Source organism: Mycobacterium haemophilum DSM 44634 (genome assembly GCF_000340435.2).
Classification (GTDB): domain Bacteria; phylum Actinomycetota; class Actinomycetes; order Mycobacteriales; family Mycobacteriaceae; genus Mycobacterium; species Mycobacterium haemophilum.
Genome location: NZ_CP011883.2, coordinates 2,165,463 through 2,183,667, shown reverse-complemented (window position 1 = coordinate 2,183,667; position 18,205 = coordinate 2,165,463). Strand labels below are relative to the sequence as shown.

The following is an 18,205-nucleotide window of genomic DNA, read 5'->3' as shown; positions in this document are numbered from 1 at the left end:
CCGCACGCTGGCTAGGGTCATCAGTGATTTCAAAATCCGCCTCGAGCCAAACTTATAGTGAACGACTGATGATCTCCTTCATGATTTCGCTTGTGCCACCATAGATCTTGGTCACCCGCGCCGCCGCATAGGCCCGCGCAATGGGGTACTCCATCATGTAGCCGTAGCCGCCGAAAAACTGTAGGCACCGATCGACGACATCAACGGTCTTATCGGCGGCGATCAGCTTGGCCATTGACGCGGTGGCCGGGTCGTTATGGCCGTCGATGTACTGCTGGATGCAATAGTCGACCGTGGTCTTGATGGACAGCGTCTCGGCCTTGAGCTGCGCGAGTTCAAATCGGTTGTGCTGGAACTTGATCAGCGTGCGGCCGAACGCTTCTCGTTGCTTGGTGTAGCGGACCGCCTCCAGCACCGCGCTTTCGGCCAGGCCGACGCACAGCGAAGCGATGATCAGCCGCTCGCGCGCCAGCTGTTCCATCAGCTGATAGAAGCCCAGCCCCTCGCTGTTTCCGAGCAGGTTCGCCGTCGGCACGTGCATATCGGAGAAGAACAACTCGCGGGTGTCCTGACCGTGCTGGCCGATCTTGTCCAAAACTCGCCCGCGCTCGAAGCCGCCCAGATTGTCCTTTGTTTCGGCCACGATCAAAGAAATTCCCGCCGATCCTGCTGCGGGATCGGTCTTGGCGACAATGATCAGCAGATCGCAATGGGTTCCGTTGGAGATGAACGTCTTTGATCCGTTGACGACATAGTGTGAGCCGTCGCGAACCGCGGTGGTGCGTATGTTCTGCAGGTCAGAACCGGCACCCGGCTCGGTCATCGCGATGGCAAGGACCGCATCCCCACTGATGATCCTGGGTAGCCAACGCTGCTTTTGTTCCTCGGTTCCGTAAGTGTTGATGTAGTGCGCGCCGATCGGCGAATGCACGGCCCAGCCGGATGCGGTGTCGTTCGCCAACGCCTGTTCTTCGGCGACAACGGCCGAAAAGCCAAAGTCACCATCGGCGCCACCAAACCGCTCAGGCAGGTCCAGCCCGAGCAGCCCCGCATCGCCCAGCTTGTTCCAATACTCGCGGTCGACCTGGTGTTGGCGGGCCCACCGTTCCTGGTTCGGAGTGGCTTCCTTGAGCATGAACTCTGCCGCGTGTTTGCGCAGTTCGCGATGCTGGTCTGTCTCCCAGCTCGCTCGGTACGCGGGAAAAAGCTCGGACAATGCTGCCCCCTGGCTTATCGACCGAATGCCGGCTCAGGCTCGCATAGTTTCCCCACCCCGCGGGCCTAGTCCGGCAGCTACGTGATGGAAAGCATAGACGGGCTCAAGACAGGTGCGTGGCGTTGACAGCAGACACGAGCTGTATTTGGGTGAGCACCAGACTGTGCTACGGCGTCACGACAAGGAACGGAGTTCTGATGACGACTCCTTTGCACCGGGTAGCCCACCTGGACTTAGTGGCTCGGCTTAAGTCCTCCTACCCGGAACTTCCCGACGCACCCACACCCGATCTCATCGACCACGACCGATTCAGCGCCTACGTCAAGACTCCCCACGACGTCGGCGGCGAACCGGATGCTCCCCTCGAATTCGAGAACAAGCAGTACGAGACCTGGGAAGAAAACACCTACGTCATGTGCGAGGTTCTCGGCTGGCGCGGAATATGGTTGTCCGAGGAACGCCGCCGGATCGGCAACGTCGACCTCGGCCGCACGATCTATCTCGGACTTCCCTACTACGGACGCTGGCTGCTGGCGGTGGCACGCATCCTTGTCGAGAAGCACCACATTGGCCTGAGCGAATTGGCGGAGCGCATGGCGGAGGTCAACGCCCGCTATGCGGGCGGACTGCAGGGAAAGCCCTTGATAGCTACGCCCAAATTCGAGGGCGACCCGTCGAAGGTGAAACGCAACCAGCATCACACACACGCGGTCGGTAAAGGTGATCCGCAAGTGTTTGCGGGCCAGGCCGGCGAGCCGAAGTTCAAGGTCGGGGACACAGTCATGGTGCGGGAGCTCCCTGTCCTGTTCTACACCCGCACCCAGGAGTACGTACGAGGCGCGAAAGGCAAGATCGCGGTGGTCTCGTACGAAAGCCCCGCCGCCGAGGACGAGACCTGGGATGGCCCCGACCAAAAGCCCGAGTGGTTCTATATCGTTCGGTTTAACCTCTCCGAACTCTGGCACGGCTACACCGGACCAGCCAAGGACACGCTGCAGACTGAGATTCCCGAGCGGTGGCTCGAAGCGGCGGGCTAGCCGCCAGCTTTCAGTCATTGACTTCGTCGCGAAAGGACCTCAGCATGACCGACCACGACCACGACCGGACCGCCGCGCCCATGGTGGATGAGATCACCGACTTCGAAGTCCTCGAGATCGCCCTTCGCGAATTATGCATCGAAAAAGGGATTTTCACCGCGGAGGATCATCGCCGCTTCACCGAATTCGCTGAACAGATCGGCCCGGCTCCCGCCGCACGCATGGTGGCCCGGGCTTGGCTTGATCCGGAGTACAAGAAGCTGGTGCTCACCGATGCGCTCGCTGCTAGCCGCGAAGTTGGTGTCGACTGGCTGCAACCCACCGGTTTCGGAACGCCCAGCGACTTCACCGCGCTGCATGTGCTTGAAGACACGCCCACGCTGCACCACGTCATTGTCTGTACGCTGTGCTCCTGCTATCCGCGTCCGATTCTGGGTAATTCACCTGAGTGGTACCGCACGCCTAACTATCGGCGTCGCATCGTGCGCTGGCCGCGCCAGGTGCTCGCAGAGTTCGGACTGTACCTGCCAGAGGAAGTCGAGATCCGAGTGGAGGATTCCAATCAGAAACATCGTTTCATGGTGATGCCGGTACGCCCGGATGATACCGAGGGCTGGGGCGAAGACCAGCTAGCCGAAATCATCACTCGCGATTGTCTTATCGGCGTCGCATTGCCCAAGGCCGGTGTGACGACGAACGTGATCACCAAGACCCGCCCGGCCATCCACCCGGTCGAGCACTGAGCTACGAGGGCACAAATGAGCACCTCGGACAGTCTGAACTCAGTCGCAGGCGTTACGATCGCGCCACTGGCGAAAATTGTTGCCCGCAACCAAGTCTGGAGCCGCATGGCGGCTAAGCATGGGGTCGATAATCCGACGCCGCCGTGGAAAACGAGCCTTGACGGAATCTGTGACGCACTCGACCAAAGTATGTGCGGTACACAGATACTCAATTTTGTCGACCGACGCACCGAAGAGGACGCGCTGTCCGCAACCGTTTATTCTGGCCTGCCCTATCCGGAGAACCGGCTGGTTGCACTGGCGCACTCGTTGGTGGTGCGTGGTGTCATCGATGAGGCCGAGCTGGCCGAACGGCTCGCGGCTGTGCGGGCCAGGCTGGAAGCCTAACTGTCAGGCTCGCGCTAGCAGCCATGCGCAACCTTGGCCCTCGCCGGCGGCCACCAGATTGAGTTCGGCGAACGCAGCGGTGAGTTCGCCGGGCGACGTGCGAAACCGACCTCGGGCGGCGTCGACGTCGCTCAGCGCGGCGATTGCCAGCAGCCCGCCCGGCGCCAGACGCTCGATGATCGCCTGGTCGAGGCCGCGGTCGCGGAACTTGTGACAGAGAATGAGGTCGACCGGTGGCCCGGTCGGCAGGCCCGCGTCGAGGTCGAAGACGTCAAACCGGCAACGATCGCTGACGCCGGTGCGCCGGGCCAGATCCCGCGCCTGACTAATGGCCACCGCAGAGACATCCAACCCCAAAACATCCAAGCCGCGGCGGGCCAGCCAAACGGTGCCGCATCCCTGGCCGCAGGCGAGATCAAGGGCTCGTCCCGCAGTCGGGAACACCTCCACGTGCGCCGCCAAGACAGCGGGCGGTGCAACCGCACTGACCCGCGCCGGGCCCCGGCCGGCATAGCGTTCATCCCAGCGATGCCGATCATGTTCGGTCACAACCGCGACCCGTTCTGGCTGGACCGCGCCAAAACTAGCGTCCTGGTGGTCGCCCCTCCGACTCAGTTGCCTGGAGCCGACTCGCCGCGAAATCTGCAGCCTGCTCGACCATCCCGTCGTCGACGTACGAGTTGTGTGCGGCCCAGTCCCCTCCTCCAGAGCAGACTGGGTCGCCCGAGGCGCATAACTGCGTGGTTCTGGGCGCATACAGCGGGCCGATCGCGATCGGCGGCGCACCGATCGAGTTCATAAACCCCTCGGACGGCATGCCGAAGAGGACGACCGCGGCGACGTGATCTGCAATGTCGGGTGGCATCGGTTTGGGTGCATCCGAAGGTGCTCCATCCGGTATGGCGGCCGAAGTCACAAAGCCCATCACGGCCGCGCCTTGGGAGAAGCCGCCGAGCACCATCTTGGTGTTGGGGCAACCCGCAGCCATGTGCTCAACATGGGAGCCCGCGTCATCGATACCGGACATGGCGGTTAGGAAATCAGTGGACGCCGGGTAATTGACCCCATACACAGTCATCGATTTCCCGCCGACTTTCGAGCGCAGCGAATCGACGAATGTCTGTCCGATGCCACCCACGCCAGGTGGCTCACCGGTACCGCGGGCGAACACCACCTCGATATCGGGGCACGGCCCAGCAGTTACCGATGGGGCAGCAGATGCCGATGGGACGGATGCGGTCAGCAATGCACACATCATGGCTACCACAGCGCCGCTAGACCGAATAAGAATGGTTGCGCTCACGCGTCAATGATGCCTGTTTGTTACGCTCGCGATCCGACAGGGTCCGCTAAGCGGCATCGTCGCGGCACAGACATCTGCCATCCCATGCGTGCCGCGCCATCCGGGTTGATAGTTCGAGTTGTCCGTATGGGCGCCACCGTAGTCGCGGCGACTCATGCTCGCCGCGAAGCACTTTCGGCCGCGGTGCCAATTTGGGCCAAAAATGATCCCTGCTCTTGCTTTGTCGTGCCGCCCGACCTTCGAACCGATCGGGGACCGGGCTCGTTTCATCTCATGTCGGTGTCGTTGCGCATGTTCCTAAGTGGCAATGGGCCCGATCGCGTGCGGGTGACGGCACTCGCTCACGGTAATGCGCCCTCGCGGGAGGATCATGACCACACCAGTCGCTATCTCCTGGGGGGCCGCGCGGGCCCTGACCGTCGAGCTCCGCGACGTGATGCGTGAGTACCGCGTCGGCGGCCAACCGGTGCGGGCACTCACCGCGATCAACCTGCGGCTCGAGGGCGGGCGATTCGTTTCGATCGTCGGGCCGTCGGGCGCCGGCAAGAGCACATTGCTGCATCTGCTCGGTGCATTGGACTCCCCCGATTCCGGATCGATCAGATTCAACGACGACGAGATCGGCTGCCTGAGCGACCAGCAGCGGTCAGCGTTCCGCCATCATCACGTCGGGTTCATTTTCCAGTTCTTTAACCTGCTACCGACCCTGTCGGCGTGGGAGAACGTAGCAGTCCCCAAGCTGCTCGACGGTGTCCGACTGGGCAAAGCCAAACCAGATGCCATTCGGCTGCTGGATCGGGTCGGGTTGGGTAACCGGGCCCAGCACCGACCGGCCGAACTGTCCGGCGGGCAAATGCAACGGGTCGCGGTGGCGCGGGCATTGATGATGAACCCACCGCTGATCCTCGCCGACGAGCCAACCGGAAACCTCGATTCCGCAACGGGTGCCTCGATCTTGACACTGCTTGCCGAGGTGGCACACGACGCTGGCAGCGGTCGGCTGGTGGTGATGGTGACCCACAACTCGGAGGCCGCGGCGGCCACCGATCGGGTGATCACCATGCAGGACGGTCGGGTCAGTTCCGACGAGCTGTCGGTGGTCGGCTGGTGAGACTGGGCTCAGCGCTAATGGCGGCGACAAGCCGTCTGCGGTTGTTGAGCTTGCGCGAACTTGGCGTGCATCGTCGCCGTACGATCGCATCGATCGCCGTAATGGCAGTATCCACAATGTATCTGGTTGGGGTATTCGGCATCTTTGGGTCGATCGCTGGCTCGGTCCATCGGCTCGCCGATGGGATCGCCGGCATCGCGGCGCTCGAGGTGTCTGGTATCACCGACGCGGGATTTCCCGACACGATAACGGCCGATGTAGCCGCGGTTCCCGGCGTCGCAACCGCGGCACCGATGATCCGAATGTCTGCGCCGATGGCGGCGGGGCCGGTTCTGCTGTTCGGTGCAGATCCCAGCATTGCCGCGTTGGGTGGCGCGTTGCAGGATGCCTTGAAAGATGGGGCGGCAGCACAGCAGCTAACCAGTCCATCCGGGCCCGCGAACGGGGTCCGTGTTGGGCCAGGTGTCGGTCACGCCAACGGCGAGACGTTCCAGCTTGGCTCGCAGACGGTCACGGTCACCGAGGTACTCAGCGGCAAGCGGCTCGCGGATCTCAATGGCGGACACTATGTGCTTGCCCCACTTGCCTTGGCGCAGCACATTGCCGGGCGGCAGGGCCAGCTGGACTCGATTCTGATCACCACCAAACCTGGCGCTGATCTTGCTCAAGTTCGCGCCGCGATCACCACCGCGGTCAACGGCCGAGCCATCGTGGCGGATCCGAGTCTGCGAGCAACGCGGGCCGGTGATGGTGTCAAGATGATGAACTACATGGCCCTGATGGGCGCGGTGGTTGCCCTGGTGGTCGGCGCGTTCCTGGTCTACACCACCATGACCATGGCGATCACCCAGCGCCGGCCGGTCATATCGATGCTGCGCGCGATCGGCGGCCGCCGCGTCACGATCGTTCGCGACATGCTGGCGGAGGCGGCAATCCTCGCAGTGATCGGCGGGGCCATCGGGTCAGGCATCGGAATAGGCCTGGGCCGCAGTGCGATTGGCCGACTTCCCGCCGCTATGACCCAAGGTCTGGAAGCCCGCGTCGAGTACTTTCTGCCTGGCTACGCGATACCAGTTGCGGTCGTAGCCACGGCACTGACCAGCGTGGCGGCGTCGGCGATGGCAGTGCGGCAGGTGTACAAGGTGTCACCGATCGAGGCGTTGGCGCCGGTCGGGGTTTCGGCCGCAGACCGCGTGCCGCGATGGCTCCGGATTGGGAGTGGGGTGGGAGCCATCGCTGTGTTCGTAGCGTCGATCCTGGTGGTCGTCAACCAACGAGGCGTCTTGGCCTTTGTCGCGATGTCGGCGGTGTTTGGCACCGAGATCGCAGTTGGCTTCGCGCTCACTGTGGCCATCGTCAAAACCACCGCCGCAACGGCCCGAGTATTTGGTGCTGCCGGCGCCCTTGCGGCAGCCACCATCGAGCGAGCTCCGCGACGAGTGTGGGCGACGGTGATGACAGTGCTGATCGCGGTTGTCACGACCGTCGCGATTACCGGTACCAACGCCGATATGATCCGCTCGGCACGGGGCATCTTCGCGCCAGTCGCCGATGCCGCCGTGTGGGTGAGCGCAGATCCTCCCGACAGCTACCCGACTAACGCTCTGCCGCGAGGTCTTTCAGACATGCTGACCGTGCTGCCCGGCGTCGCACACGTCGTCGAGGGCGCGTTTGGGTTCGCCGAGATCGGTGGCACGCGCGTGATGCTCGACGGGTTTTCCGCCGGAACCGCCGATGCGCTCTACCGGGCACTCGACGAACAGGTACGCAACGAAGTACTCGCTGGTCGGGGCGTGGTGCTCTCGAAAAACCTGGGCAACACGCTGCACGTCGGAGTCGGCGATCAGCTGCGCATGCAAACACCGCATGGAGCCCAGCAGACAACTGTGCTGGCCCTGGTGCCCTATTTCGCTACGGTCATCGACACCGTCGGGATAAGCCTCGATCAGATGCGGGCGTGGTTTGACCGCCCGGTCGCGACCACACTCCAGATCACGGCAGCACCTGGTACGAGTCCGAATCACTTATTGACCGACGTCCGCGCCGTGGTGCCCGCCCCGAACTACGTCTACGACGGTCGCACCAAGTTGGCTGGCCTCGAGGCCCCGATGAAGCAGAGCATGTTCATCGCCAACGCCGTATGGATCATCGTCGTGTTCGTGGCCGCCGTGGCATTACTGAACACGTTGACGCTCTCCGTGCTTGAACGTCGCCGTGAAATTGGCGTGCTGCGGGCGATGGGATCCAGCCGTCGGTTCACATTGCAGATGGTGCTGGCCGAGGCGGCGGGCATCGGTGTCATCGGCGGCGTTTTGGGGCTGGTGTTCGGGTGTGCGGACCAGTGGCTGTTCAGTCTCGTCAGCGGCGACATGATGAATTTCCACGTCGACTTCCAGCCCAGCTCGATGGCGCTCGTGTTCGCTATTGGGGCGCTGGCGACCAGCCTGCTGGGTTCGGTGCCACCCGCGCGACGTGCAGCGCGACTGAACATCATCCAGGCTGTCGGCGTCGAGTGAGCTCCCCACCCGTGGACGGTGCCCTCAGAAGCCCAGCGGAAGAAGTGCAGTAAATAACGGGGCCAACGGATCCGTGACGGGAACGGCGATGGTGTTATTCAAGAACGGAAGGACCGGACTTTGGAATGTGTTGATTGTCTGCCCGGGCGCCCCCAGCCCTAGTGTGGGTTCAAACCCCGAAGTCAATGTATCAGTAAAGAGTGGGGTCGTGAAAATAGTCGCAACGAAATTATTGTCGTCGGGATCGGCAAGCGACGTGTTGGTGAGCGGACCAAAATTGGTGGTTTGACTCATTAAATCTGGGTCGCTGGCCACGGGATTGGTGACGGGGCTAAGGCCCAGTGTTGCGGCCAGCTTGCCGGCCAAGTGGTGTAGCGATTGCTGCCACGGCGCTAGCTGCCCGGCGGCCGCTGAGGCCCCGGAATGATAGCCAACCATTGCGGCCACATCCTGCGCCCACATCTGCTCGTACTGAGCCTCGGCACCGGCGATCGCTGGGGCGTTTTGCCCAAACAGGTTCGAAACCACTAGGGACACCAGTTGATTGCGGTTGGCCGCAATCAACGCGGGATGGACCGTGGCCGCCAGCGCCGACTCAAACGCGGAGGCCACCGTTTTGGCCTGCGCGGCCGCGCCAGCGGCTTGGGTGGCCGCCGCGTTGAGCCAGCCCGCGTAGGGGGCGGCCGCGGCCGCCATCGCCGTTGACGCCGGGCCTTGCCATGGCCCGCCCACTAGCCCGGAGGTCACCGACCCGAATGAGGCCGCCGCCGAGCCTAACTCGCCAGCCAACGCGTCCCAGGCCGCTGCCGCCTGCAACAATGGCCCGGATCCCGCACCGACATACATCCGCGCCGAATTAATTTCCGGTGGCAACACTGAAAAATTCATGAGCATAGTCCCCTCGTAACTGGCTTTCGAAACCCCGCCGCAGCCATATTCCGCCGCGTTTATCACCGTACTGGCTGAGCGTATATCTCGGCAGAAGAAATATGTCAATGTTTGGATAAACTGGATGCGTTCAAGTAAGGTTCGATACGGCTCGACTCGATGCCGATCTCAACCATCGTGATTGACGTTGCCGACCAGAGTGGCGAATCCTTGAAGATGGGGTTTGCACGGGAACGGCACTGGGGTTCGGGGAATGCTGCGCAGTCCTCCGGTATCGAATCCGGCTGCGGCAATGGAGTCGACGGTTCGGCGATTCGGTTCGCAACCGGCAGCCACCCATGACCAAGGCTTTGCGATCAGGTCCTGGAACCGACCCACTGCGCCCTCCCCGCGGACATGCTCAAGGACGACCAACCTCCCTCCGGGCACCAGCACACGCCGGATCTCGCGGAGGGTAGCGGCCACATCCTGGACCGAGCACAACACCAGCCCGATATGCACGGAGTCAAAACTGCTGTCCGGGAACGGAATCGACTCCCCAGTCCCATCAACGATGTCGACCGCAATCCCGCGGCTGCGAGCCCGAGCGGAAGCCATGCGTCGGAACGCGGCCACCGGCTCCACTGCGGCCACCGACGTCACCGCGGGCGGAAGAAACATCAAATCGGTTCCAGGGCCGAGACCCACCATCAGCAGCCGGCCGATGGCATTGGTCATCGCCTCTCGACGATACCGGTTATAGAACAGTCGTTCGAAAATCGGCATACCGAGTCGATACGCGTACGGAAACAATGGATTAGCGCGCGTTATTGGCTTCCTAGGTCCAGTCGGAACGGCGGATAGTCGTCGCTCATCAAGGAGACGTACACGGCTACACGATAACGCCATCGAACGATCCCCATGAGGAGCTCAAACATTCCTTGCGGGATCATGCCGGTGACTAGTAACGACACCGCCGCCACGACGCACAACACCTGCAGCAGGGGCTCCATCGCCCAGCACAGAAGAATTTGAGGCAGCGCCAGCAGCCACCACTTCACCAGTACCGCCCAATTCGTGAGCTGCTCTGGATAGTCGACTTCGAGATCACCTGGATAATCGGGCCGAGAAGCCAGCGTGAAAGGCGGGTACTTGTCAGTGCTGTTCATCGGAAACCGGTAGTTCATAACTCGCCACGACCAGCGCAGCACCCCGACATTGAAGTCAAAGAGGGGACGCGGATACCGTCCGGTGAACAGGATCGCGACACCGGCAACGATCGTCAGCAGCGGATACACCAGGTACAGAAGTATCAATATGGGGTAGTGCGGCACGGCCAACACGCACCACTTGACCAACCAAAGCCAACGCGAGGGCGCGTCGATACCGCCTCGTACGCGTACGGTGTCACGCGGGCCGTTCATCGCCATGCTCAAGACGGGGCCGGCACTGTTGCCGCGATGGTCCGGCTGATCTCCGCCGACATCCGGCGATGACTTGTCCAACGCAGAAACGTCATCAGCGCCCAGGTCTGGAACCGGTCCGAGACAAACGTTGCCGGCCACAGCACAGCCTCACCGTGACACACCTGTAGCGAAGCCACTCGGGACACCGCCTGGACCTTACGCCGCCTGGTCTTCTCATACCAGCGCAGCGCGCTCGAGAGATCGCCGAAGTTACCGTTGGTTCGCTTTTGGAGATCCGAAAGTGCCTTGCACAACACCATTGTGTCAAGCAGCGCTTGATTGGTTCCTTGTGCGAGGGTGGGCGGCATCGTATGCGCAGCGTCGCCCAGCAATGTCACCGCTTGCTGGCCCATCCGGGGAATCGGATGCCGAAAGTGCGGGTACGGGGAGCGGGCCAGATCATCGTCGGTCAACTTCGCAAGGACCCGATCGACCGAGTCGGACCATCCGGTGAAGTTAGACCGAATTACCTCGATCGGACGTTGTGGTCTGACGAAGTTGTGGGACCACGGCAAATCGAACCACCACTGCAGCTCGGAGCCGCCGGCTGGCCACAGCCCGGTATTTCCGTGTTCGCCGATGATGATCATTGCGTCCTGGTTGTGGGTAAGGCCTGGTAGCGTGATCAGCCCCTGCCAGCTGCACCACCCGGTCGGCTTCGCGTCATGCGCTCCGACGACATCTCGGATCACCGAATGCAGGCCATCGGCACCGATTAATAGATCTCCTTCGGCGAAGCTGCCGTCTTCGAATTCGACCCGCACGCCGTTGCGGGTGGTCACGACACCAACCGCCCGGGAGTTACATCGGATGCGATAGGTCGGAAAGCCGTCCAGCAGCCTTTCCAGCAGGACCCGACGTGGAACCATCCGAACAGGTGCACCCAGCCGGTTCACCACCGCGGTCACGTCCAAGGTGACCAGCCGGCGACCCTTCGATGTCATCACCTGCACGCTAGACAGCAGTTGACCAGCCCGATCCATATCGACCCCTAGCTGCCGCAGCACCGTCTCGCCATTGGACCAAATGGTCACGGCGCCGCCGCCGGCCTGCACGTCCGACCGTTGGTCGAAGACGGTGACATCATGTCCGTCCCGCAGCAGTCCGCGAGCAACCGAAATGCCGCTCACCCCGGCGCCCACCACAAGCACCCGAAGCGTCCGCGCCGGAAGCGCTGGAGCTACCGACAGCACCTGGGACACCGCGCTTCGGCTCCTCACTCTGTTGGATACGTAAGCGCGCGAGATTCGGTTCAAACAACACAGACCTGTTGACACTTGGCGGTGTGCGGACCCGTGGTTGGAGTGTAACTGTCAACCCAAACGGCGATCCCGTGACGCGCTTCCTCGCAGGTACCGAAGTGATTGTCGCGCAATAACTCCCACTCCAAGCGCTGAGTTCGAGTATCCCTCCAAAGACCGGGATCGAATTCCGTTTGCCTACCCGATTCGGGCAGGCAAACGCGCAGTCACCGGCACGGTGTCGATGAATGGGCGCGGCCACCAGAACCAGCGTCCCAGCAAGACCATGATTGCCGGCAGCACGAAGCTGCGCACCACCAAGATATTCAAGACCAGACCGATGCCAACGGTGACGCCGATCTGTGCCACGCTCAGCATGCCAATCGTGGCCAGCGCAAGCATTGTTGCCCCGAACGCGATTCCGGCGGTCGTCACTACCTCACCTGTCGCGGTCAACCCTCGGATGATACTGATGCGCGGCCCGGTACGAAGTTCCTCGCGGATGCGTAGCGCCAACAACAGGTTGTAACCCGAGCCCACGGCCACTACGAGGATAAACGCGATCGGCGGCACCGACCAATGCACGTTATGGCCAAGCAGATGTTGCCAAATCAACACACTGGCACCAAGCGCGGACGCATACGACATCGCGACGACACTAACGACGACGAACCCGGCTACCGGGCTTCTCAGAAGTAAGGAAATGATCCCGTAGACAACTGCGAGAGCTATAGCTACCAGCAAGGTCTCATAACCACGCACCATATCCTGCAGGTCCCGGGTGGCCGGTCCAACGCCCGCGAGTTCAACGGCGGTTGGAATGAGTGTGCCCTCGCTCGTCGCGTCACGTACGGCAGCCGCGATGACGCGCGCACGTTGGGCGCCGTCACCGGTCCACTCATCGCGGTCGCCGTAGACGAGCAGTCGGGTGGCACGTCCGTCCGGTGACATGAAATTGTCAAACACGGGCCGGGTATTCGGGTCAGTTATATCCTTGCCAGCGGCCGAGAAACCGGTGTTGGGGCCCCCCTGGAACACACCAGCGAGGTCGTGTAGATAACGGGATACTTGGAGCATTGGCGGGCCGACATTGTTCATCAGCGCTCGGTAGTTTGCAGCGGCAGCTTGTGCCTGCTGCAGCTGGCCGGCGGCATCATTCAAGCCCGGTATGCCGTTTAACGCCCCCGCGAATGCCCCAGCACCGTCAGCAAGCTGTCCTGCAGCATCGGCAAGTTTCACGGAGCTGACAACGACGGTGTCTATCCATCGCACCACGTCTTGGACAGCTAAACAGAATGGGTTCGTTCGGCAGTCCCGAGTGTGGCCGGTGAAACTTCGTAGCGGGTCGAAGATTTCGGAGACGTTACCAACGCTGCTCCGAAGCTTGGGTATCGCGTTCTGCATCTTCCTGACGGAAGAATTCACTTCCCCAATCCCTGCGGTGCCGTGTAGCAGCCCATCCTGGATACCATCCAACGCGGTCACTATTTCACCGAGCGCGCCCTCGACATAGCTAAACACTGCCTGACCGGATGTGAGTTGGTCGAACGCTTCGTCGAGCCGATCGCTGAGATACCCCCCTTGAATGGTTGCGGAAGTGTTCTGGGGTGGGGCGGCATTGGGACGACTCGCTGACTGGACCATGCGCACACCGGGTATTGCCATGACCGCGCCGGTGATTCGTTCAACGGCGATCAGACCAGCAGGATTGCGGATGTCGTGGTCGGTTTCGACTGTGACGACGTCGGGCAGCAGTTGGTTCGCGCCGAAGTGGTTGTTGACTATCTGATAGCCACGGCTGGATTCAGCTTTAGCCCGGGTGGCCGCGGCTTCGTCCCAACCGATTCGGATACCAAGCAGTGGTGTTGCCAGAACAAGTGCCAAGGCGCTGCCGCCTACCAAGATCGACCCGGGCCGACGTGCCACAGCGACGCCGATGCGCCGCCAGCGACGTGGTACCCCCTGACGCCGCGGTTTCAGCACATCAGCGCGGTACGCGAGCGCGATGAGCGCTGGCGTCAACGTCAGCGCTGCCAGCATCTCTGTGAGAACGCCAGTGAAGCAATGGATTCCGGTCGTGCGGAGCATACTGATTCGAGAGAAACTCAGACATCCCAGCGCTGCGGCCACAGCAAGTGCGGAGCCCACGATGCCTGGCGTCATGCTGCGATATGCGGCTGCTAAAGCCGGCGCCGAGGCGATATTTTTCCGACGCTGTTCGTGGTAACGCCCGATCAGGAAAATCGTGAAGCCCGTTCCGGCGCCGAGCACCACCGCGTCGCCAAGCGCAACGGAAAACATTGAAACCGCGGTGGAGTCGCTGCCGCCTTGGACAGCAACAATCAGCCTGGCGACCGCTGCGGCCAGGCCGACCGACAGCATCGGAACCATCGCCACAATCAGAGACCGGTAGGCGATCAGAAACGGCACGAGGAGCGCCGCGAGCATCGCCGCCCTGGTGACTTGCAACTGTCTGTCACTAACCGCGAACTCGTCCGCAATGGTGGCGCCGGGGCCGGTGACCAAGACGTGCAAACCGTCGGGGGCGTGACTTCGTGCCACTATGCCCCGCGCGGCGGTTATTGCCTCCTTGGCTTGGGACGTTCCGAGCATGCCTGATAGGTGCATGATCGCCGTCACTACCTCGCGGTCCCTGCTCAGAGCCGCATCAGCGATCCCGGGGACGCTCCACCAGTCCACTACTTGGATAACATGACGGGAATCGCTGCGCAGCGCCGCGATCAGCTGGTTGTAGAACGCCTGGTCGCCGTCAGTGAGCGGCCCGCGCCGTTCGAGTACTAGGTATCCGACGTTGTCGGTGGTTTCTTGGGAGAACGCCGATCCTGACCGTTGCGCGGCAAGCGAACTGGCGGCGCTGGACGGCAGGTACGGGCGATCTTGGGCTGCGATCGCCTGCTCAAATTGTGGGGCAACGCTATTGGCGATGTAGCCAGCGAGAAGCCAGATGCCAATGATCCATAGCGCATAACGATGCGCAAATCGCGCAATGCCGGTTACCACATCATCCTCGGTAGTTAATGCCGTTCAACCGGTGCATCACCTTCGTCCCGTCTGGCATCTGTGATATATCGACTTCGCTGGCTCATTCAATCACCTCGAGCACCAGATCGACAGGGGTTTCCCTTGGTTTTCGCCTGTTCGCTGGTTAGGACAACGCGGAGCCATTCCGTGCCACGCTGGTCAGCGATCAGCAACGAGGGTCCGTGATCACCGCGGGGCAGCCAAATAACTACCCCACCGCGAGTCGGCCAAACGTGCCATCCGCGAAGCGATGTACTGTGCGATTCGGCGACAACGTCACCTAACAGCAGTCTTGGAAGAAGGACAACGCAATGAGGAGTTCTCAGACGCTGGTCACCGGCCTAGCGGCCGCAATAGCGGTGGCGGTGTCGGTGGCAGGCTGCGGCAGCAATCAATCGTCGACGGCAAAGTCAGGGTCAGCCACCTCGGCCGCGACCACCGGCAGCTCGGCGCCGACTTCTTCGGCTCCGGCACAGTCGACCGACTACAGCGGGCTGCTGATCCAGGCGACCGACATCGACGCGCCGGTATCCTTCACAGCAAGCCCGCCGACAAACAATCCGAACGGCCAACCGGGCGTTGCAACGACGTTCAGCGCGCAAGACGACATCCACGTCATTCACGACACTATCCAAATCTTGGCGGATCCTGCCGCTGCGACGAACGCGCTGAACTCGGCAAAGACCGGGCAAGCTAACGCCGTCAAAAACCCAGCCACGAACCCGGCCAACGTCGGCACCGACGGAACGGTGCTGACCGGGTTGTCTCCGGACGGCACGAAAGGTGTGACAATACTGCTGTTCACCGAGGGCAAGGCCCTCGTCACGCTGGAATTCGATGGCCCGCCGCAGTCGCTTGCGCCGCCGGACTTCGTCACTGACGTCGGTCAAAAGCAAGACGCGGCCGTCAAAAAGGGACTCGCCGGTTGATGTGGAGGTTGAGCTCCTCACATCACGCTGACGGCGACGCGAGCCCACGCGTTGTTGCCGTATCCTCGCGGATTCCACAGGGACGCCGCTGATTCCGGCTGAAGAGCACCGGTGTCGTCCCAGGCCCGCGCGATGATGCTCAATGGCCCCGACTGGACTTCTGATTCGCCCCGGACGGTAAGTGACCATTGCCGCCACGCCCATTTACCGGGCGCGGGGTGAAGATTGGCTTGTCGCCAGGTCAGCCCGTCGTCGAGAGAGACGTCGACGCGCTCGACGCTGCGGTCATCACCGGCGATCCCATAGCCGCGGATGGTTAGCTCCCCCGGCGGTACTTCGTCGCCGTCGGTGGGGTCGAGGATGTCGCAGTTGAGCGCCAGCGAGGACAACGAAATTCCTTCGCCCGGCGCGACGGTGTCCGGATCGACGTCCGGCGGCAAAATGCGGTAATCGTGGGCCTGAAAATAGTTTTCCGATGGACCGCGTTGCACGGTGACAGCGGTGACCCACTTGACGCTGCGGGCGCCGACATACCCGGGCACTACCACCCGAACTGGGCCACCGTGGGCACGCGGAAGCGGTTGGGAGTTCATCTGCCACGCCAGCAGCACTTCCTGCGACATCGCCTTACTCAGCGGAATCGAACTGCCGTAAGCCTGAACGGGCCGAGCCTCCTGGGCTATATCCGGGGCTTCGAAGGCAACATGCAGCTCATCCCCGCCGCGTACTCCCGCAGCCGCGAGGATGTCCGCCAGACGGACACCGTGCCACTCCGCGGTCGAAATCGCCCCGTGGGCCCACGGGTCTTTGCCGGCTATCGGTCGGACTTGTAGCATCTCGGCGCGCCGATTACCGGCGCACGCTAGCGTCGCTATCACGCTGTGCTGGGCGAATTGAGTGGTCAACTGGTGGTAGGTGATGGTGACCGGCTTGTCGACGAGGCCGTCGACCGTCAGCCGCCACTGCCGCGGTGTGATCTCCGGAATCGGGCCGTGGTTGCGGGCATAGAACGCATCGACTGGAGTGATGTCGCTGCTGGCCAACACCGCTGCCGGGGGCTCGGCGTTGAACGGTAGGTGGCCACGGACGATCATGTCGTCGCGCTTACCCCACCTCGCAACGGTCTGTGCGATCGCTCTCATGCTAGACATCGTTCGCCAATTGCCGAGCTAACACTAGAGGGTTCGGTCTTGTGTACCCACAAGCTTTACTTGTGTCTCATCGGGATCACACCCGGCTGCCATGTAGGCTGGCCGGCAAAGGAGCAAAATGCCGCCCCTCAGCGCTCGTATGCCCGACTTGTCGGCGTGCGAAATCTTCTTGGCGATCGCCCGGACAGGCAGTCTGGGTGCCGCAAGCCGAGAGTTTGGGCTGACACAGCAGGCGGTATCGGCTCGATTGGCCTCAATCGAGGAACAAACCGGCGTGGCATTAGTCGTCAGGACCCCACGCGGATCGCGGCTGACGCCTGCCGGAGTCGTTGTCGCCGAGTGGGCCGAGAGATTGCTCGACGTCGCCCACTACGTGGACGCCGGGCTGGCCTCGCTGCGATCGGAAAGACGCAAACGCGTCAAGGTATCGGCGAGCCTCACAATCGCCGAACAGCTCATGCCGCGCTGGTTGGTGTCGCTGCAGGTTGCGGCGAATAGACAGGGCACCATCACGCCCGAAGTCATCATGACCGCCACCAACAGCGATCAAGCGATTGCCGCCGTACGCGATGGAGCAGCCGATCTCGGATTTATCGAAACACCCTATCTGCCAGCAGGCTTGCGCCATCGCGTGGTTGCCCGCGATGAGCTGGTGGTCGTCGTCCCGGCTGACCACAAGTGGACGCGCCGCCAGCGCCCACTCAGCGCAGCAGAACTAAGCCAAACGCCACTGGTCACACGCGAAACCGGTTCGGGGACACGCGATTCGTTGACCGCTGCGCTACAGCAAGCGTTGGGGGGTTCCTCGTCGCAAGTGCAACCGGTGCTCGAACTGTCCTCTGCTGCTGCGGTGCGCGCTGCCGTTGTCGCCGGCGCAGGACCCGCGGTGATGAGCCGACTGACGGTTGCCGACGACCTTGCGATCGGACGTCTACGCACGGTAGCCGTCCCGGAATTGAACTTGGCACGGGAGCTTCGAGCAGTTTGGGTGGGCGGACGTACTCCACCTGCCGGAGCAGCCCGAGACCTGCTTACTCACATCGCAAGCAACGACTCGCGTTTACCCTGAATCTGCAGTAGACCTGCACACCGGCCCCCCGACCGTCGCATTGTTGCTCAGTTTGTCGGGGAAGCCGGCTGCACTACAAGCACCTAATATCGGTGTTCTCAACCATGGTGCCATTGATGTTCCGCAG

Annotated in this window: 15 protein-coding genes and 1 pseudogene; 7 read left to right on the top strand and 9 right to left on the bottom strand. The window is 62.3% G+C overall.

The window, feature by feature from the left end:
• Positions 1-52: 52 nt before the first annotated feature.
• Positions 53-1,216 (bottom strand): acyl-CoA dehydrogenase family protein, encoded by a 1,164-nt coding sequence (locus tag B586_RS10290; protein ID WP_054880018.1) that lies wholly within the window; start codon positions 1,214-1,216, stop codon positions 53-55.
• Between the two features lie 197 nt (positions 1,217-1,413).
• Here B586_RS10290 and B586_RS10285 point away from each other — a divergent pair, with 197 nt between their 5' ends.
• The 3 genes from B586_RS10285 to B586_RS10275 are packed head-to-tail and all read left to right on the top strand — an operon-like array spanning position 1,414 to position 3,383.
• Complete coding sequence (locus B586_RS10285; protein ID WP_054880019.1) at positions 1,414-2,253, top strand: SH3-like domain-containing protein; 840 nt, start codon at positions 1,414-1,416, stop codon at positions 2,251-2,253.
• Between the two features lie 44 nt (positions 2,254-2,297).
• On the top strand, positions 2,298-2,996 hold the full coding sequence (scnC, locus tag B586_RS10280; protein ID WP_047316119.1) for a thiocyanate hydrolase subunit gamma: 699 nt from the start codon (positions 2,298-2,300) through the stop codon (positions 2,994-2,996).
• A gap of 15 nt (positions 2,997-3,011) precedes the next feature.
• Positions 3,012-3,383 (top strand): hypothetical protein, encoded by a 372-nt coding sequence (locus tag B586_RS10275; RefSeq protein ID WP_047316118.1) that lies wholly within the window; start codon positions 3,012-3,014, stop codon positions 3,381-3,383.
• A gap of 3 nt (positions 3,384-3,386) precedes the next feature.
• On the opposite strand, the gene B586_RS10270 is transcribed toward B586_RS10275, so the two are convergent.
• Both B586_RS10270 and B586_RS10265 read right to left on the bottom strand, forming a co-directional pair.
• On the bottom strand, positions 3,387-3,932 hold the full coding sequence (locus B586_RS10270; protein ID WP_047316117.1) for a class I SAM-dependent methyltransferase: 546 nt from the start codon (positions 3,930-3,932) through the stop codon (positions 3,387-3,389).
• A gap of 34 nt (positions 3,933-3,966) precedes the next feature.
• The gene (locus tag B586_RS10265; protein WP_047316116.1) at positions 3,967-4,641 is read right to left on the bottom strand and encodes a cutinase family protein; all 675 of its coding nucleotides are present in this window, start codon (positions 4,639-4,641) and stop codon (positions 3,967-3,969) included.
• Between the two features lie 481 nt (positions 4,642-5,122).
• Between B586_RS10265 and B586_RS10260 the strand changes: the two genes are divergently transcribed.
• Both B586_RS10260 and B586_RS10255 read left to right on the top strand, forming a co-directional pair.
• Positions 5,123-5,797, top strand: coding sequence for an ABC transporter ATP-binding protein (locus B586_RS10260; protein ID WP_414738739.1), 675 nt, complete (start codon positions 5,123-5,125; stop codon positions 5,795-5,797).
• Positions 5,798-5,814: 17 nt separating this feature from the next.
• Positions 5,815-8,313: an ABC transporter permease gene (locus B586_RS10255; protein WP_054880020.1), complete on the top strand. Its 2,499-nt coding sequence runs from the start codon at positions 5,815-5,817 to the stop codon at positions 8,311-8,313.
• A 357-nt stretch (positions 8,314-8,670) separates the two neighbouring features.
• Here the strand turns inward: B586_RS10255 and B586_RS22015 are convergent.
• From B586_RS22015 to B586_RS10230, 5 genes and pseudogenes are all read right to left on the bottom strand, one after another.
• Positions 8,671-9,201 (bottom strand): annotated as a pseudogene (locus B586_RS22015) (PPE family protein); the annotation flags it as partial.
• Positions 9,202-9,369: 168 nt separating this feature from the next.
• Positions 9,370-9,966, bottom strand: coding sequence for a class I SAM-dependent methyltransferase (locus B586_RS10245; protein ID WP_156406749.1), 597 nt, complete (start codon positions 9,964-9,966; stop codon positions 9,370-9,372).
• Positions 9,967-10,007: 41 nt separating this feature from the next.
• A complete protein-coding gene (locus tag B586_RS10240; RefSeq protein ID WP_054880976.1) occupies positions 10,008-10,604 on the bottom strand; it encodes a DUF4389 domain-containing protein in 597 nt (198 codons plus the stop codon).
• A gap of 8 nt (positions 10,605-10,612) precedes the next feature.
• A complete protein-coding gene (locus tag B586_RS10235) occupies positions 10,613-11,839 on the bottom strand; it encodes an FAD-dependent oxidoreductase (RefSeq protein ID WP_231584677.1) in 1,227 nt (408 codons plus the stop codon).
• Positions 11,840-12,085: 246 nt separating this feature from the next.
• Entirely contained in the window at positions 12,086-14,908 is a 2,823-nt protein-coding gene (locus B586_RS10230; protein ID WP_054880021.1) for an MMPL/RND family transporter, read from the bottom strand.
• A 332-nt stretch (positions 14,909-15,240) separates the two neighbouring features.
• On the opposite strand from B586_RS10230, the gene B586_RS10225 reads away from it, so the two are divergent.
• Positions 15,241-15,858, top strand: coding sequence for a hypothetical protein (locus B586_RS10225; RefSeq protein ID WP_054880022.1), 618 nt, complete (start codon positions 15,241-15,243; stop codon positions 15,856-15,858).
• A 17-nt stretch (positions 15,859-15,875) separates the two neighbouring features.
• On the opposite strand, the gene B586_RS10220 is transcribed toward B586_RS10225, so the two are convergent.
• Positions 15,876-17,000 carry a sulfite oxidase gene (locus tag B586_RS10220; protein ID WP_047316111.1) on the bottom strand — a complete coding sequence of 375 codons (1,125 nt, stop codon included), beginning with the start codon at positions 16,998-17,000 and terminating at the stop codon, positions 15,876-15,878.
• A gap of 127 nt (positions 17,001-17,127) precedes the next feature.
• Between B586_RS10220 and B586_RS10215 the strand changes: the two genes are divergently transcribed.
• A complete protein-coding gene (locus B586_RS10215) occupies positions 17,128-18,078 on the top strand; it encodes a LysR family transcriptional regulator (RefSeq protein WP_211141478.1) in 951 nt (316 codons plus the stop codon).
• Positions 18,079-18,205: the final 127 nt, after the last annotated feature.